16 protein-coding genes are annotated in these 14838 nt (G+C 64.0%); 12 read left to right on the top strand and 4 right to left on the bottom strand.

Annotated features, from left to right (window positions below; genetic code table 11):
* Positions 1 to 173 precede the first annotated feature (173 nt).
* Genes IVB13_RS35345 through IVB13_RS35330 form a run of 4 tightly spaced genes read left to right on the top strand, consistent with a single transcriptional unit; the run spans position 174 to position 3323 of the window.
* Complete coding sequence (locus IVB13_RS35345; protein ID WP_245288362.1) at positions 174 to 1736, top strand: pilus assembly protein TadG-related protein; 1563 nt, start codon at positions 174 to 176, stop codon at positions 1734 to 1736.
* Between the two features lie 11 nt (positions 1737 to 1747).
* Positions 1748 to 2308: a TadE/TadG family type IV pilus assembly protein gene (locus tag IVB13_RS35340; RefSeq protein WP_018452907.1), complete on the top strand. Its 561-nt coding sequence runs from the start codon at positions 1748 to 1750 to the stop codon at positions 2306 to 2308.
* Positions 2309 to 2313: 5 nt separating this feature from the next.
* Positions 2314 to 2856: a TadE/TadG family type IV pilus assembly protein gene (locus IVB13_RS35335; protein ID WP_245288361.1), complete on the top strand. Its 543-nt coding sequence runs from the start codon at positions 2314 to 2316 to the stop codon at positions 2854 to 2856.
* A gap of 56 nt (positions 2857 to 2912) precedes the next feature.
* Positions 2913 to 3323 (top strand): (deoxy)nucleoside triphosphate pyrophosphohydrolase, encoded by a 411-nt coding sequence (locus tag IVB13_RS35330; RefSeq protein WP_018452905.1) that lies wholly within the window; start codon positions 2913 to 2915, stop codon positions 3321 to 3323.
* 158 nt (positions 3324 to 3481) lie between these two features.
* On the opposite strand, the gene IVB13_RS35325 is transcribed toward IVB13_RS35330, so the two are convergent.
* A complete protein-coding gene (locus IVB13_RS35325; protein ID WP_026232416.1) occupies positions 3482 to 4351 on the bottom strand; it encodes a methyltransferase domain-containing protein in 870 nt (289 codons plus the stop codon).
* 116 nt (positions 4352 to 4467) lie between these two features.
* Between IVB13_RS35325 and IVB13_RS35320 the strand changes: the two genes are divergently transcribed.
* The 5 genes from IVB13_RS35320 (at position 4468) to IVB13_RS35300 (ending at position 7325) form a co-directional block, all read left to right on the top strand.
* Complete coding sequence (locus IVB13_RS35320; protein WP_007599187.1) at positions 4468 to 4782, top strand: NIPSNAP family protein; 315 nt, start codon at positions 4468 to 4470, stop codon at positions 4780 to 4782.
* A 65-nt stretch (positions 4783 to 4847) separates the two neighbouring features.
* Positions 4848 to 5645 carry a ComF family protein gene (locus IVB13_RS35315; RefSeq protein WP_026232415.1) on the top strand — a complete coding sequence of 266 codons (798 nt, stop codon included), beginning with the start codon at positions 4848 to 4850 and terminating at the stop codon, positions 5643 to 5645.
* A 47-nt stretch (positions 5646 to 5692) separates the two neighbouring features.
* Entirely contained in the window at positions 5693 to 5968 is a 276-nt protein-coding gene (gene grxC / locus IVB13_RS35310) for a glutaredoxin 3 (protein ID WP_018452902.1), read from the top strand.
* Positions 5965 to 6843, top strand: a complete 879-nt coding sequence (locus IVB13_RS35305; RefSeq protein WP_018452901.1) for a carbon-nitrogen hydrolase family protein — start codon at positions 5965 to 5967, stop codon at positions 6841 to 6843. Before grxC ends, IVB13_RS35305 begins: the two co-directional genes overlap by 4 nt.
* Positions 6840 to 7325 (top strand): DUF1178 family protein, encoded by a 486-nt coding sequence (locus IVB13_RS35300; protein WP_018452900.1) that lies wholly within the window; start codon positions 6840 to 6842, stop codon positions 7323 to 7325. Before IVB13_RS35305 ends, IVB13_RS35300 begins: the two co-directional genes overlap by 4 nt.
* On the opposite strand, the gene IVB13_RS35295 is transcribed toward IVB13_RS35300, so the two are convergent.
* From IVB13_RS35295 to IVB13_RS35285, 3 genes are all read right to left on the bottom strand, one after another.
* Positions 7322 to 8221, bottom strand: a complete 900-nt coding sequence (locus tag IVB13_RS35295; protein ID WP_018452899.1) for an EamA family transporter — start codon at positions 8219 to 8221, stop codon at positions 7322 to 7324. The two genes, IVB13_RS35300 and IVB13_RS35295, sit on opposite strands and share 4 nt — an antisense overlap.
* Positions 8222 to 8473: 252 nt before the next feature.
* The gene (gene ubiG / locus IVB13_RS35290) at positions 8474 to 9247 is read right to left on the bottom strand and encodes a bifunctional 2-polyprenyl-6-hydroxyphenol methylase/3-demethylubiquinol 3-O-methyltransferase UbiG (protein ID WP_018452898.1); all 774 of its coding nucleotides are present in this window, start codon (positions 9245 to 9247) and stop codon (positions 8474 to 8476) included.
* Between the two features lie 14 nt (positions 9248 to 9261).
* Positions 9262 to 9729 (bottom strand): PH domain-containing protein, encoded by a 468-nt coding sequence (locus tag IVB13_RS35285; protein WP_018452897.1) that lies wholly within the window; start codon positions 9727 to 9729, stop codon positions 9262 to 9264.
* Between the two features lie 150 nt (positions 9730 to 9879).
* On the opposite strand from IVB13_RS35285, the gene IVB13_RS35280 reads away from it, so the two are divergent.
* The 3 genes from IVB13_RS35280 to prfA all read left to right on the top strand — a co-directional run bounded on the left by IVB13_RS35280 (position 9880) and on the right by prfA (position 14815).
* The gene (locus tag IVB13_RS35280; RefSeq protein WP_085348397.1) at positions 9880 to 11136 is read left to right on the top strand and encodes an aspartate kinase; all 1257 of its coding nucleotides are present in this window, start codon (positions 9880 to 9882) and stop codon (positions 11134 to 11136) included.
* Between the two features lie 269 nt (positions 11137 to 11405).
* Positions 11406 to 13673: a phosphoenolpyruvate--protein phosphotransferase gene (ptsP, locus tag IVB13_RS35275; RefSeq protein ID WP_026232414.1), complete on the top strand. Its 2268-nt coding sequence runs from the start codon at positions 11406 to 11408 to the stop codon at positions 13671 to 13673.
* 56 nt (positions 13674 to 13729) lie between these two features.
* A complete protein-coding gene (gene prfA / locus IVB13_RS35270; protein ID WP_085348398.1) occupies positions 13730 to 14815 on the top strand; it encodes a peptide chain release factor 1 in 1086 nt (361 codons plus the stop codon).
* Positions 14816 to 14838: the final 23 nt, after the last annotated feature.

Raw genomic sequence — 14838 nt, 5'->3', positions numbered from 1 at the left:
CGTCGGATTTTCGGCCACCCATGTTCGCGACATCGGCGTAAGCTTTACTTAACAGCCCATCTTCAAAGTTCCGCTCTGCCGAGAGGTCGTCAGAGGCCGCCCGGTTGCGCTCCCGGTCCTCGATCCCCGATCGGCCAGAGAAATTGCCTCTGCCGGGACCCACGGCGATTAGGATGAAGATCATGCTTCGGGCTTGGTTGTATCGTTTTGCCAGAAATCGCAAGGCCAACGTCGCCGTGATGTTTGCAATTGTGATGGTTCCGACAATCTTTCTGCTCGGGATGGCGCTGGACTATACGCATACGCAGCACATGAAGGTTGATCTCGACTCTGCCGTCGATGCTGCCGCCGTCGCCGCCGTCACCTCGACGATGATGCAGAAGAGCCCGCAGGTCGCCCAAACCACAGCGAAGAACGTTTTCAACATCACCGCGAATGGCCTGGTCAGCAACAACAACCTGGCCGCACCGCCAACTCTCACGGTCACCGTCAATTGCAGCAAACCCGACTCCACAACGGGCTACTGTACCTACGCTCCCTGCCCCGGCCTGGACTCTGTCTTTGCTGACCCTGTCAACTCAAACAACCAAGTCGTTCGCAACGTCCAGGTTTGCTACACTGCGGCCGCAAACAACGCCTTCCCGAGCGTGCTCAAGCAGGTGAGTTGGCCGTTCGCAGGCCAGGCAGCGACACGCAACCAGGGCGCGCCCAACATCGATTTCTATCTCTTGCTGGACGCCTCGCCTTCCATGGCGATCGGCGCGACCTCGAGCGACATCAAAACGCTGATCGCGAACACGCAAAAGCAGGTCGATTCATCGACCGGGACGAAAGGATGCGGATTCGCATGCCACCAGACTAATCCTGCCGCGGACAATCTGGGCAATCCAGGCGGGATTGATAACTACCAACTTGCTCGCAATCTTGGCCTCACGTTACGGATCGATCGGGTAACGCAAGCGGTCAAATCGCTGATGAATACGGCCTATCAGATATCGAGCATCAACAGAAATACGTATGGGGTTGCGATCTATACCTTCGATACTGCTCTAAACAATTCTCCGACAAGCGGCAGCAGTTCGGCGGTCTTCGCACCTTCCGGAAAACCTGGGGTGGTGCGAACTCCCACGACGCCTGCCACAACGACCAGCTACACGGTAGCGACCATCCAGAGCAAGGCCGACAACATTCAGGTCCTGCCGGTCTACAAGAACAACTGGCTGACATCGTCGAACAATAATAGCGACGCCGACACCAGCATTGCGGGCGGATTAAGCGCTCTCAACAAGATCATGCCGACTCCGGGGAACGGCACCAATGTCGCCAACGATACGCCACAGGAAGTCGTCTTCCTCGTTACCGACGGCCTTGAGGACGTGAACATCACGACCGACCCGTACACGAACTCCTGCAATAAGAAACTCACTGGTAAGCGCTGCCAGCAACCGCTCGACCCCGCGATCTGCACCACCATCAAGAACAGGAAGATCCGTATCGCGGTGATCTACACCGAATACGACGACTCGGCGCTACATACATCCAACGGCTGGTACGATTCATGGATCTACCCCTTCAACAGCACGTCCACCGGCTCGACCAGCCAGATCGAGACAAATCTGCAAGCCTGCGCCTCGTCGCCCGATTTGTACAAAAAGGTGGCGACCGACGACGACATTACGTCCGCGCTCCAGAGCCTGTTCCTGAAGGTCGCGTCCGATCCGCGCCTGACCCAGTAGAGAAAGCAGTCATGACCGCCGCGCACGCCGTGCCCACAACCAAACGCCGCCGCTGGCGCGCGTTCCTTGCCGACCGGAACGGCGCAACCGCGGTCGAGTTCGCGCTGATCGGTCCGGCATTCATCGCTTTGTTGCTCGGAATCATCCAGACCTTCCTTGTTTTCTTTGCCCAGCAGCTCCTGGAGCAAGTGGTGAACCAATCGAGCCGGGCGATCCTGACGGGGCAGGCGCAGGCCGCGAGCATGACCCAAGCCCAGTTTGCCACTGCAGTCTGCTCCAACGTTGTGATCTTGTTCGACTGCAGCAAGATGATGATCGACGTCCAAGTAGCCGGATCATGGTCTTCGGCGAACACTGGCGCGCCAGCCCTGACGTTTGACGGCAGCGGCAACGTGACGAACGTCTGGAAATTCAACCCCGGCAATCAGGGCGACATCGTTGTCGTGCGGGTGATGTATCAATGGCCGGTTTTCCTAGGTCCGCTCGGCTTCAATCTGGCGAACCAGTCGAATGGCAAACGCCTGATCATGTCATCCACGGCTTTCATGAACGAGGCCTTTGTCAACTCATGAGCCGGATGCTTCATTACGTGCGAAACTTGTGGGCCGACACGCGCGCGGTGGCCGCGGTGGAATTCGCGATTGTGGTGCCGTTCATGCTGCTGCTCTATGTGGGCGGCGTCGAACTCGGGAACGGGCTCGCCATCAGCGTCAAGGTCAGCGAAACCGCCCACACGGTCGCGGACCTGGTGTCACGAAACGCGTGCGTCACCGATGCATCGCTAAGCACCATGCTTGGAGCATCGGCGGTGACGATCGCTCCCTATGCCTCAGCGAATACGACGGTAGTCGTGTCGGAAGTATCCACGGACGCCAGCGGCAAAGCGACGGTGACCTGGAGCAAAGCACTCAACGGCACCGCGCGGCCAGTAGCTCAGCAGGTGATTTTGCCAGCGGCCCTCGGCACGCCCTCACCTTCCAACACATCGTTGATACTCGGCGAGGTGACGTATCAATACACGCCCAACCTTGGCTATGCGATCACCGGGACTATCCCGATCGGCGAGAACTATTACCTGTTTCCACGCGTTTCCTCCGCCGTACAGTATCCATGCAGCTGAAATATCGCCGGCCGAGCCGGTAGAACCGCACGGCGATTGCGGCTAATGAAAGCGGCATGGCTGATCTCAAACTGACGCTCGTGGTGGCTTGCGCGCTGGTCGACGCCGACAAGCGCGTCCTGATCGCGCAGCGCCCCGAGGGCAAGACGCTGGCCGGCCTTTGGGAATTTCCCGGCGGCAAGTGCGAGCCCAGCGAGCGGCCGGAACAGAGCCTGATCCGCGAACTCCACGAGGAGCTCGGCATCACCGTCGCCGAACCCTGTCTGGCGCCGCTGACGTTCGCGAGCTACGGCTACGAGACCTTCCACCTCCTGATGCCGCTCTTCATTTGCCGGCGCTGGGAGGGACAGGTCACGCCGCGCGAAGGCCAGGCCCTGGCCTGGGTTCGCGCCAACAAGCTGCGCGACTATCCCATGCCGCCCGCGGACATTCCGCTGATCCCGCATTTGATTGATTTGTTGATGTGAATTCGAAGCGGGCACCACACTCTCGGCGTCATGCCCGGGCTTGTCCCGGGCATCCACGATCTTCGTGCTGAACCGAGAGGCGTGGATGGCCGGGACATAGGCGAGCGGAAGCGACGCCGTCCCTCGGACGGCATGCCGGCCATGACGGCGGAAAGAGCTTACGTCCCTCCGGCCTTCTTCACCGCTTCCGCCAGGCTCGCCTTCGCTGATCCAGGCTTGAGCGGCTGCTGCTGGCTCGCATGCGGCGCCCAGCCGGAAAGCCAGATGATGTCGAATGTCGCACGGATGCGGCCGTCGGCGTCGGCAAAGCGTTCCGCGTAGATTTCAGCCATCCGCAGCAGCGTCGATCGCCGGCTGGGCGTGCGTCGCCGCTCGATCAGCACATTGGCGGCGCCCATGCGCCTGATATCCTGCATCAGCGCGAACGCGTTGGCGTAGCGCACCACGACGCGGTCGACATCGGTGACCGGCAGCGCAAACCCCGCCCGCTGCAACAGCGCGCCAACGTCGCGCAGATCGGCGAACGGTGCGACTCGCGGCGATACGCCGCCCTCGCATTCGGCCTCGGCGGCGGCAAAGGCCTGGCGCAGCTCGGTCAGGCTGTCGCCGCCGATCATCGCCGCCAGCAGCAGCCCGTCCGGCCTCAGCGCGCGACGGATCTGCGCGAGCACACCCGGCAGATCGTTGGCGAATTGCAGCGCCAGCGCCGAGACCACGAGATCGAGGCTCTCCGGTGCAAAGGGTAGCTTCTCCGCACCCGACGCATCGAGCTCAATGCGCTCGATCGAGGGCAGTCGCGCGCGCAGCACCGCGAGACCCTCGCCGGGCGTCCAGAGATCGGCCGCCGTGTGAAACTCCCGCATTACCGCGGCAAGCCGGTCGGAGATGTCCTCGGCGACCCGATCCAGCAGGAAGCTCGCGGCACCTTGCGCCTGCGCGCGGCGCTGTCGCGCGCGCAGCAAAGCACGATCGAACAAAGCGGGCGGGGTTTGTGGGTCTTGAGCCATGCCGCTGGTTACGCCGATCATGCTGGTTCTGGCAATCCACTGCGCGCGGCGCTAGCCTTGCCTCATGGAGCCGACACCGGCCCCCGTGTTCCAAACTAGCAATCCGCACCAGGCCCGCGGCGCCGGAGCGTCAAACGATGATCACCTGTTATCTGCGATACGAGATCCCCCCGGACAAGCTCGCCGAATTCGAAGCCTATGGCAGGATGTGGCTGGAACTAGTGCCAAGATTCGGCGGCATCCACCACGGGTACTTCCTGCCATCGGAAGGCGCCAGCGACGTCGCCCTCGCGATGTTCAGCTTCCCGAGCTTCGCGGCGTACGAACAATATCGGAAGGACAGCGCCGAAGATCCGGACGTCCAGAAAGCGATCGAGTTCGCAAGGCAAACGCGCTGCTTTCGCCGTTATGAGCGATCGTTCTTCCGGCCCGTGCTGCCGAAAGAGCCGTAGGCCGGGCGCGGACGAGAACAGCCCATTGACTTGAGCGTGGCGCAGGACGGCGCTAGCCTTGCCCAATGGACGCCGAGGCATCACCACCACGCTCCATTTCCAGCCATTTGCGCGGCGCGCTTCAGGCCTGCCGAGGTGTGATGGCGCATCTGCCAAGGCTTGCACTCGACATCGCGCTGCCGACGCTGTGCGTGTCCTGCCGCGAGCCGGTCGACGGCGAGGGCGTGTGCGCGGCGTGCTGGGCGCGGCTGTCGTTCATCGAACGGCCCTACTGCCCGCGGCTCGGCATTCCTTTTGTGTACGATCCCGGGCCCGACATGCTGTCGATGGAGGCGATCGCGAGCCCGCCGGCCTACCAGCGGGCGCGCGCCGCGGTGCGTTATGACGACGTCGCGCGCACCCTGGTGCATGCGCTGAAATACCAGGATCGCACGGATTTGGCGCCCGCCATGGGCCGCTGGATGGCGCGCGCGGGCGGCGAACTGCTCGCCGAGGCTGACATGCTGGTGCCCGTTCCCCTGCATTGGCGAAGGGCCTGGCGCCGCCGTTACAACCAGTCCGGGGCGCTGGCGCGGATCATCGAGCGGCAGAGCGGAGTGAAAGTGAAGGCTGAGGTGCTGCGCCGGGTACGCGCGACCGAGCAGCAGATCGGCCTGTCGCGGGCCCAGCGCGCCACCAATGTGCAGGGCGCATTCCAGGTATCCCCCGACCGCCAGGCGGACGTCCAGGGTCGGCGCATTGTCCTCATCGACGACGTCCTGACGTCGGGCGCGACGCTGGATGCGTGTGCGCGGGCCCTGCTCCGGGCCAAAGCGGCGCAAGTGGACGTGCTGGTGTTTGCCCGGGTTGTCGAGAGCCGGTGAAGTCCCATATAATTCAATGAATTCATGACATGAGAGCGCCAGACAAGATGACCGCTGCTGTCGAGATCTACACGAGGCCGGGCTGCGGCTATTGTTCCGCCGCCAAGTCGCTGCTGACCCGCAAGAAGGCGACGTTCACGGAGTTCGATATCGCCAAGAACCCGTCCTGGCGCCAGGAGATGTACGATCGCGCCGGCGAGGGCTCGACCTTCCCTCAGATCTGGATCGGCGGAGCCCATGTCGGGGGCTGCGACGAGCTCTACGCGCTCGATCGCGAAGGCAAGCTCGACGGCATGCTCGAAAGCGTCAAGGCGGAGTCATGAGCGACAACAGGACCTTCACGGCGGCTATGGTGCAGATGCGCACCGGCCTGATGCCCGAGCCCAGCCTCGCGCAGGCCACCAGGCTGATCCGCCAGGCTGTAGCCAATGGCGCCGACTACGTGCAGACGCCCGAAGTCAGCAACATGATGCAGCTCAACCGCAAGGCCCTGTTCGAGCACCTCCAGAGCCAAGACGACGACAGCTCGCTGAGGGCGTACCGGGCGCTCGCGGCGGAACTGAAGATCCACATCCATGTCGGCTCGCTGGCGCTGCGCTTTTCGGACGAGAAAGCGGTCAACCGCTCGTTCCTGATCGGGCCCGAGGGCAATGTGCTCGCGAGCTACGACAAGATCCACATGTTCGATATCGAGCTGCCTGACGGCGAGAGCTATCGCGAATCCGCCAATTACCAGCCGGGCGAGACGGCCGTGATCTCCGACCTGCCCTGGGGCCGCGTCGGCCTGACGATCTGTTATGACGTGCGCTTCCCCGCGCTCTACCGCGCGCTGGCCGAAAGCGGCGCGTACTTCATCACGGTGCCCTCGGCCTTTACCCGCAAGACCGGCGAGGCGCATTGGCACGTGCTGTTGCGTGCGCGCGCGATCGAGACCGGTTGCTTCATCTTCGCCGCGGCACAGGCAGGCCTGCACGAGAACAAGCGCGAGACTTATGGCCATTCGCTGATCATCGATCCCTGGGGCGAGATCCTCGCCGAAGGCGATGTCGAGCCCGGCATCATCATGGCAAAAATCGATCCGGCCAAGGTCGAGACCGCGCGCCGCGCGATACCCTCACTCCAGCACGGCCGCCGCTTCGGCGTCGCCGACCCCAAGGCGGGGCCGGATCATCTGCACCTGGTGCGGGGATCGGCATGATCCGCTACGCGCTCCGCTGCGACCGGAGCCACGACTTCGAGAGTTGGTTCCAGAGCTCGGCCGCGTACGACCAGCAGGTGAAGCGCAAGCTCGTGACCTGTCCGATTTGCGGCTCGGCCAAGGTCGACAAGGCGATCATGGCGCCGCGCATCGTCGGCAAGAAGGGCCGCGGACGCGCCACGCCCCCGCCTGAGCCCACCGCCACGATGACCGCGCCCGAAGCTGCGCAATCCGCACCGACCTCGCTGCTGATGGCGCAGGAGCGCGAGCTGCGCGCCAAGCTCAAAGAGCTGCGCGATCACATCGTGAAGAACGCCGACAATGTCGGCGAGCGATTCGCCACCGAAGCCCGCGCGATGCATTACGGCGACAAGGAGCACCGTCCGATCTATGGCGAGGCCTCGCCCGACGAGGCCAAGTCGCTGATCGACGAAGGCATCGAGGTGTCGCCGCTGCCGACGCTGCCGGAAGATCGGAATTAGACTCCCACCAACACCGCCACGCCGACCACGATCAGCACGATGCCAATAATCTCGCGCGGCGCGATCGGCTGCTTGAACGAATAGTACGCCACGCCTTGCGCGAACAGCACCTCGATCAAAGCGAGGGTGCGGACATTGGCGGCGGCCGTCAGCGCGAACGCCAGGAACCAGAACTGCGAGGCGAAGGCGCCCATGAAGCCGGCGAGCAGCGATGGCTTCCAAAGCCTCAGGATCGACTGAAGCACTTTTGGCGCCCGCCAGAGCAGATAGACCGTCAGGATCAGCGTCTGCACGAACAGGCCGAGCACCAGCGTGAACGATGCCGCAGTCACGAACGAGACATCAGGCACGTTGATGATGGCGCCGCGGAAGCCGACCGCAGAGAGCGCGAAGGCCGCGGCCGCGACGAGGCCGGTGATGGTCGGCTTCAATTCGGCAAAGCTCTTCTCGCCGCCGGGCCGCAGCGCGGTGATGACGACGCCGATTGTCGCGATCACGATCGCAAGCACCTTCAGCCATGTCAGATGATCGCCGAGGAAGACGAAGCCGAAGATGGCGGTCTGGATCGCCTCGGTTTTCAAATAGGCCGTCGTCACCACGAAGGAGCGGTCGTTCATGGCGAGCAGCATCAGGCCGGTCGCGACGATCTGGCTGAGCGCGCCGAGCAGGAGCCACGGCCAGAACACACCGGGCGGCATATCGAGATGATCGCCGGTGGCGACCAGCACCACCGCCAGGAAAAGCAGCGAGAACGGAAAGCCGAACAGGAAGCGGATATTGGTTGCGCCCCAGGTCCCCAGCGGCTTCGTCAGCGACCGCTGCATCGCATTGCGCGCGACCTGGCCGAGCGCGGCAATGACGGTGAAGGGAATCCAGAGGCTGGCGATGGTCAACATGGGTGGGACTGCGCTGGGAGCGAGAGGACGTTGAGTCAACGTGCCGCTCGCGCTCAAGCAGGTCAATCACGCGGATGTCATGGGTGCGATGCTTGCCTGACGAATTCGGTGTCGTCCTGGACAAGCGAAGCGCAGATCCAGGACCCATTACCCCAGGGAGTGGTTTGGCGAAGACTCGTAATTATCAGTTTTCGCCTAACTAAACCCTGGCTTTCGCCAGGACGACGCCGAATGTTTGGAAGCGGCAACGCCTCACACCATGCCTTCCGCCACCACCATGTAGTTCACGTCCATGTCTGACGAGAGGGTCCATTTGTCGGCGAAGGGGCTGTAGACGACGCCGGTCTGCTCGGTGATGACCAGGCGGTTGTCGAGCAGGTATTTCGTCAGCTCGTCGGGGGTGACGAACTTGTTCCACTCGTGGGTGCCGCGCGGCAGCCAGCGCAGGACATATTCAGCGCCGACGATGGCAAGCGCAAAGCTCTTCCAGTTCCTGTTCAGCGTCGAGACCACCATCAGGCCGTTCGGCTTCAGCATCGCGGCGCAGCGCTTCAGGAAAACGCCGACGTCGACGACGTGCTCGACCACCTCCATCGCCAGAACGATGTCGAAGCGCTCGCGCGGGTCGATCTCCTCAACCGTGGTGCAGCGATAGTCGATCGCGAGGTGCGCCTTGTCGGCATGCAGCTTGGCGGCCGCGATGTTGCTGACCGACGGATCGACGCCGATGACCTGCGCACCCAGGCGCGACAACGGCTCGCAGAGCAGGCCGGCGCCACAGCCGATGTCGAGCACGCGCAGACCGCCGAGGCAGTTGAGGCTGCGCGCGTTGCGCTCGAACTTGCGGCAGGCGGCATCGCGGATATACCCGAGCCGCAGCGGGTTGATCCGGTGCAGCGGTGCCATCTTGCCGTTGGGATCCCACCACTCGACCGAGAGCTTTGAGAATTTCGCGATCTCGGCGGCATCGACGGTCGAGCCCGGCGAGGTGCTTGCGGTTACGGAAGTATCTTGCTGCATGCTCATGGTTACGCGCGGTCCTACCGCGTGGTGATCGAACTACGGAAGGCGAGCGGCGAGGCGATGGTCTTGATCGTCTCGATCCCCTCGCCGACGCCGCGAATCGTCACGTCGCCGTAGTTGAGAATTCGTCCAAGAATGGTCTGATCGACATCGACGCTCTCGACCTTGTCCAGCGCCATCTCGAAGGTGCGGCGCTTGATGAAGCCGGTCTTGTGCACGACCCGCAAATTGGTCACGTCGGTCTCGGTGGTAAAGCGATGGAACCAGCCCTTCACAGTCCAGTACAGCGCCGCCAGAGCGACCAGGCCGGCCGCAACCAGACAGAGCATGACGAGCCCCTCGACGGTGGTTTGCCGGGACAGGACGAACAGGACCAGCGCCACGATCCAGGCCAGGATCGCCGGAAAATAGAAGATCCAGTGCGCATTGGTCGAATACAGCACCTTCTCGCCAGGCTGCAGGATCTCGTCGATATAGCGCGCCATGATCTCGGTTAACCCACTACCCCGCACCCTGCCCCGCAGGAACCCGCTTGCCCCCGGCCCCGCCGCTATGTATACGCGCGGTCGGTGTCCGCGAGGCCCGTCCAGTGCGGGCCACCATACTGATCCTTATGAAGGAATGCACGCGTCGTCATGAGCCGCCTCGTGATGAAATTCGGCGGCACGTCCGTCGCCAACATCGAACGTATCCGCAACGTCGCACGCCATGTGAAGCGTGAGGTCGACGCCGGCCATGAAGTGGCCGTGGTCGTCTCGGCGATGTCCGGTAAAACCAACGAGCTGGTGGCCTGGTGCACCGAGGCCTCGCCGATGCACGACGCGCGCGAATACGACGCCGTGGTCGCCTCGGGCGAACAGGTGACGTCCGGCCTGCTTGCCATCGTGCTTCAGGGCATGGGTATCCAGGCCCGCTCCTGGCAGGGCTGGCAGATCCCGATCACGACCAGCGACGCCCATGCTTCGGCCCGGATCGAGGGCATCGACGGCAGCGAGATCATCAAGCGCTTCAGGGAGCGCAAGGAAGTCGCCGTGATCGCCGGCTTCCAGGGCATCAACCCCGAGACCAACCGCATCACCACGCTCGGCCGCGGCGGCTCCGATACCTCGGCCGTGGCGATCGCCGCCGCCGTGAAGGCGGACCGCTGCGACATCTACACCGACGTCGACGGTGTCTACACCACCGATCCGCGAATCGTGCCGAAGGCGCGCCGGCTCGACAAGATCGCATTTGAAGACATGCTGGAGCTGGCCTCCCAGGGCGCCAAGGTGCTCCAGGTCCGCTCGGTGGAACTCGGCATGGTCCACAACATGCCAATTTTCGTCCGCTCGAGCTTCGACAAGCCCGAGGATATCGACCCGCATGCCAACCAGCCGCCCGGCACGCTGATCTGCAGCGAGGAGGAGATCATGGAAAGCCACATCGTCACCGGCATCGCCTTTTCGAAGGACGAGGCCCAGATCTCGGTACGCCAGATCGAGGACAAGCCCGGCGTGGCGGCGTCGATCTTCGGCCCGCTCGCCAATGCCAACATCAACGTCGACATGATCGTGCAGAACGTCTCCGAGGACGGGAAGACCACCGACCTCACCTTCACGGTCCCGGCCGCCGACTACACCAGGGCCAAGGAGACGATTACCGCGGCCAAGAGCCAGATCAATTATGCCCGGCTCGACACGGCTACCGATGTCGCCAAGATCTCGGTGATCGGCAGCGGCATGCGCAGCCATGCCGGCGTTGCCGCCCAGGCGTTCTCGGCCCTCGCAGGACGGAATATCAACATCCGGGCCATTACAACCTCCGAGATCAAATTCTCGGTTCTAATCGACACCGCCTATACCGAGCTTGCGGTGCGCACCCTGCACACGCTCTACGGTCTCGATCAGGCTTAGGCTAATTTTCTCTTAGCGGTCGCAGCAAACGCGAAGGTGTCCACACTTTCGCGTTTGGCAGGCGTTTTGCTTGGCAAAACAAGCCCCAATTCGCTATACGGCGAACTGGGTGGGCTGCCAGAAACTGTGCCCCAGTTGAGGCGGTGCTGATTCGGCCCAGGCAACCGCCGGGGCTGGCGCCGGACGAGCAAATTTGTTGTTTTTCTGGATTTCTGGGCGAGCCGCCGCGGGTCCTTTCGGCCCCGGCAGACGGAGGAGATTGACGGTTCATGCGGAGCGCGTCGGGAGGTCCCCGCGTCTTGTTGAGACGGCTCCGCGAAACCATGGCGGAGCAGGTCTCGGCCCAGGAGCGGCTGGACAAGATCGTGGTGCTGATCGCCGCCAACATGGTGGCCGAGGTGTGCTCGGTCTATGTGCTGCGCGTCGACAACACGCTCGAGCTCTATGCCACCGAAGGCCTCAACCGCGAGGCGGTGCACCACACCGTGCTCAGCGCCCATGAGGGCCTGGTCGGCCTGGTCGCGAGCGAGGCAACGCCTCTCAACCTAAGCGATGCGCAAAGCCATCCGGCCTTCTCGTTCCGCCCGGAGACCGGCGAAGAGATTTACCACTCCTTCCTCGGCGTGCCGATCCTGCGCGCCGGCAACACGCTCGGCGTGCTGGTGGTGCAGAATCGCGCCAAGCGCAACTATGTCGAGGAGGAGCTCGAGGCGCTTCAGACCACCGCGATGGTGCTGGCGGAGCTGATCGCCTCCGGCGAGCTGTCTGCGCTGGCCCAGCCAGGCCATGAGCCCGCGGCGCGCCATTCGGCGCAGAAGGTCGGCGCCATCCTGTCGGAAGGCATCGCACTCGGCCATGTCGTGCTGCACGAGCCGCGCGTGGTTATCAAGGACTACATCGCCGAGGACCTGCCAAAGGAGATCAAGCGGCTCGACACCGCGCTCGCCAAGCTGCGCGCCGATCTCGACCGCATGCTGGAGCGCGGCGACGTCGCCGAGGGCGGCGAGCATCGCGAGGTGCTGGAAGCCTACCGCATGTTCGCCAACGACCAGGGCTGGTCGCACAAGCTGCACGAGGCGGTCGCCACCGGCCTCACGGCGGAAGCCGCCGTCGAGCGTGTGCAATCCGACACCCGCGCGCGCATGCTGCGCTCGACAGATCCCTATTTGCGCGACCGGCTGCATGATCTCGAGGATCTCGGCTATCGCCTGATGCGACAGCTGGTCGGCCAGGATCACGCGCCGTCACGCGAACAATTGCCCGACAACGCCATCGTCATCGCGCGCGCGATGGGCCCGGCGGCGCTGCTCGACTATGACCGCAAGCGCCTGCGCGGCATCATATTGGAGGAAGGCACCGCCAATTCCCACGTCTCGATCGTGGCGCGCGCGCTCGGCATTCCCGCGGTCGGCGAAGTCCCGAACGCGCCTGGTATCGCCGATCCCGGCGACGCCGTCATCGTCGACGGCACCTCCGGCATGATCTATGTGCGCCCATCGCAGGAGGTCGAAGCGGCCTTCGCCGAGCGCGTGCGCTTCCGGGCCCGCCGCCAGGCGCAGTATCTGGCGCTGCGCGACCGGCCCTGCGTCACCAAGGACGGCCAGAAGGTCGAGCTGATGATCAATGCGGGTCTCGCGATCGACTTGCCGCACATCGAAGACACCGGCAGCGCCGGCATCGGCCTGTTCCGCACCGAGCTGCAATTCATGGTCGGCCAGAGCCTGCCGCGCACCAGCGACCAGCTCGCGCTCTATCGCACCGTGCTGGATGCCGCCGGCACCAAGCCCGTCACCTTCCGCACCCTCGACATCGGCGGCGACAAGGCGCTGCCTTATATGGAGGCGGTAATCGAGGAGAACCCCGCGCTCGGATGGCGCGCGATCCGGCTCGGGCTCGATCGTCCCGGCCTGTTGCGCGGCCAGATCCGCGCACTGCTGCGCGCCGGCGGCGGCCGCGCGCTGCGCATCATGTTCCCGATGATCTCGGAGGTGGGTGAATTCGATTCTGCGAAGGCGCTGGTCGAACGCGAACTGACCTATCTGCGCCAGCACGGCCACACGCTGCCGGAGCGGATCGACATCGGCACCATGGTCGAGGTGCCGGCGCTGCTTTATCAGCTCGACGAGCTCCTGAAGAAGGTCGACTTCATCTCGGTCGGCTCCAACGATCTGTTCCAGTTCCTGTTCGCGGTCGACCGCGGCAACGCGAAAGTCTCGGAGCGCTTCGACACCATGTCGGCGCCGATCCTGCGCGCGCTTCGCGACATCGCACGCAAGACGCAAGCCGCGAACAAATCGCTGTCGCTCTGCGGCGAGATGGCGTCGAAACCGATCGGCGCGCTGGCGCTGATCGGGATGGGCTATCGCTCGCTGTCGCTCTCGGCCACCGCGCTCGGCCCGGTCAAGGCCATGGTGCTCGATCTCGACGCCAAGAAGGCCGAGGCGATGCTCGGGCCGTTGCTGGACGCGCCCGCCGGCAGCGTCTCGATCCGGCAGAAGCTGACGGAATTTGCCGAGGCCGAAGGCCTGGCCTTGTAGCGGGCCTGTCGCCCCCTCCTGCCGCCTCGCCCTTTTCCGCATTTGAGACCGAACCGATGTCGTCACTCCCCGAAGCCAAACTGGACGTCCTGCTCGCGCATCACGCCTCACTCGAGGCCGAATCGCTCGGTCAGCTCGCCTCCGAACGCTATGTGCAGATCACGCGTGAGCTCGCCGAGCTCACGCCATTGATCGAAGCGGTCAAGACCTATCGTTCGGCCCTCAAGGAGCTCGCCGACACCGAGGCGCTGATCGCCGATCCCGCGACCGATGCCGAGATGCGCGCCATGGCGGAAGCCGAGCGCGGCGAGCTGACGCCGAAGATCGAGGAGTTGGTCCAGAAGATCCGCGTCGCGCTGCTGCCGAAGGACGCCATGGACGATCGCAACGTGGTGCTGGAAATCCGCGCCGGCACCGGCGGCGACGAGGCTTCGCTGTTTGCCGGCGACCTGTTCCGGATGTACGAGCGCTTCGCGGCCCTGCAGGGCTGGAAGGTCGAGGTGATCTCGGCCAGCGAAGGCAGCGTCGGCGGCTACAAGGAAATCATCGCCGAGGTGCAGGGCCGCGGCGCGTTCTCGAAGCTGAAGTTCGAGTCCGGCGTGCACCGGGTGCAGCGCGTGCCGGACACCGAGACGCAGGGGCGCATCCACACATCTGCCGCCACCGTCGCCGTGATGCCCGAGGTGGAGGAGGTCGACGTCGAGATCCGGAACGATGATTTGCGTATCGAGACGATGCGCGCCGGAGGCGCCGGCGGCCAGCACGTCAACAAGACCGAATCAGCGATCCGCATCACCCACATCCCGACCGGCATCGTGGTGATGATGCAGGATAGCCGCTCGCAGCACAAGAATCGCGCTTCCGCCATGAACATCCTGCGCTCGCGCATCTACGACGCCGAGCAGCAACGCCTCGACGCGGCGCGCTCGGCCGAGCGCAAGGAGAAGGTCGGCTCCGGCGACCGCAGCGAGCGCATCCGCACTTATAATTTCCCGCAAGGACGCGTCACCGATCACCGCATCAATTTGACGCTCTATAAGCTGCCGCAGGTGATGGCGGGCGAAGCGCTGGGCGAACTGACCGACGCACTGACCACCGAGCACCAGGCCGCGCAGCTCGCCGCTCAGGGCGCGGCGGCGTAGAGCTCGCGGCTTCGCGCTTTCTT

This window comes from Bradyrhizobium sp. 17 (assembly GCF_023073515.1).
In the GTDB taxonomy this organism is placed as follows: domain Bacteria; phylum Pseudomonadota; class Alphaproteobacteria; order Rhizobiales; family Xanthobacteraceae; genus Bradyrhizobium; species Bradyrhizobium canariense_D.
The sequence above is the reverse complement of the archived record's forward strand: the minus strand, read 5'-3'. Positions and strand labels throughout refer to the sequence as shown.